Origin of the sequence: Tahibacter harae, assembly GCF_024437735.1 — a bacterium.
In the GTDB taxonomy this organism is placed as follows: Bacteria; Pseudomonadota; Gammaproteobacteria; order Xanthomonadales; family Rhodanobacteraceae; genus Tahibacter; species Tahibacter harae.
In genome coordinates this window covers 1-1,325 of sequence record NZ_JANFQO010000073.1, presented here as the reverse complement: position 1 = coordinate 1,325, position 1,325 = coordinate 1, and the positions used below count along the sequence as shown (strand labels likewise).

At 62.6% G+C, this 1,325-nt stretch carries 1 protein-coding gene; it reads right to left on the bottom strand.

Annotated elements, in window-relative coordinates; genetic code table 11:
- On the bottom strand, positions 1 to 1,325 hold a 1,325-nt coding region (locus tag NM961_RS23865), incomplete at both ends, for an RHS repeat domain-containing protein (RefSeq protein WP_255916929.1).

The window sequence follows — 1,325 nt, the reverse complement described above, 5'->3', positions numbered from 1 at the left end:
GGATCGGGCAGTATGGTGCGTGTCAGTCGGCCGGCCAGGTCGTAGACGTAGCGGGTCTCGCGGCCCAGGGGATCGCGGCTCAGCGCACGCCGGCCGGTGCCGTCGTATTCGGACGTCATCACCTGGTCCAGCGCGTTCTTCACCGTGACCTGGCGGCCTGCATCGTCGTAGGTATACGTGGTTGGCTGGTTGCGCTCGTCCCAGCTCGTCTTGAGCTGGCCGGCCTTGTCGTATTCCTGCCGGCTGCGCGCGTTGTCCGTATCCCCGCCGGTGTCATCCGGATGGATGGTCTCGATCAGGCGGTTGGCCGCGTCATACACCATCCTGGTCTTGCTGCCGAACACGTCGCGCTGCTCGATCACATTGCCTTCGGCGTCGTAGACCGTGCTCTCCTTGACGGAGAGGTTGCCGTTGAAGATCGTGCTCTCCAGGCGGCCGTCCGGCGTGTACGTGTAGTCGCGGCGCTGCAGGCCGGTCTGTTCGTACAGCAGCTGGCCCTTCTCGTAGTAGCGCGTGGTGATCACGCCGTCCGGTGCAACGGTCTTCACCGCATTGCCGGCCGCATCGTACTCGTTGACCGTGACCAGCTCTTCCACCTGGCCATTGATGAGGCGCCGGCGGGTTTCCTTGAGTACGCGGCCCATGGTGTCGTATTCACGCAGGGTCGTGTTGTTGCGTGTATCGGTCTCCTGAGTCAGGTTGCCGTAGCGGTCGTACTCGAAGCTGCGGCGCTTGCCGTTCGCGTCGATCAGCGTCTTGAGATTGCCGGTATTGCCGCAGGTCAGTCCGGCGCACAGGTCCAAGGCATAGACCGTGGTATTGCCCAGCGCATCCACCGACGAGGTCAGGAAGCCGGTTTCCTCCACACCGTTCTTCTTCCAGTAGTGATTGGTCAGCACCACGCGGTTCTGCGCATCGGTTTCGGTTTTGAGCTGGTTGTAGCGGCCGTAGGTGCGCGTGACCGTCTCGCCGGCCGGGTTGGTTTCCGTTAACACATTCCCACGCGCATCAAACGTGCGTGTAGTCGTGCGATTGAGCGGATCCGTCGTCGTCAGTTCGTTGCCATTCGTGTCATACGTATGCAGCGTCTGTTCGTTCAGCGCATTGGTCTCGCTGAGCACCCAGCCGTTGTCGTCATAGACATAGGTGGTCGTATGGCCGCGCCGGTTCTTCACCTGCTCCACCTGGCCGGCGATGTCGTGGGTGTACTCGATGCGCTTGTCGTTCGCATCGACGCTGGCGACCAGACGGCCGTCCGCGTCGTATTCGTAGCGCGCGACGCGCGTGTTGCGCGGATCGTGGATGGTTTCCAGGTAGTGCGGCCA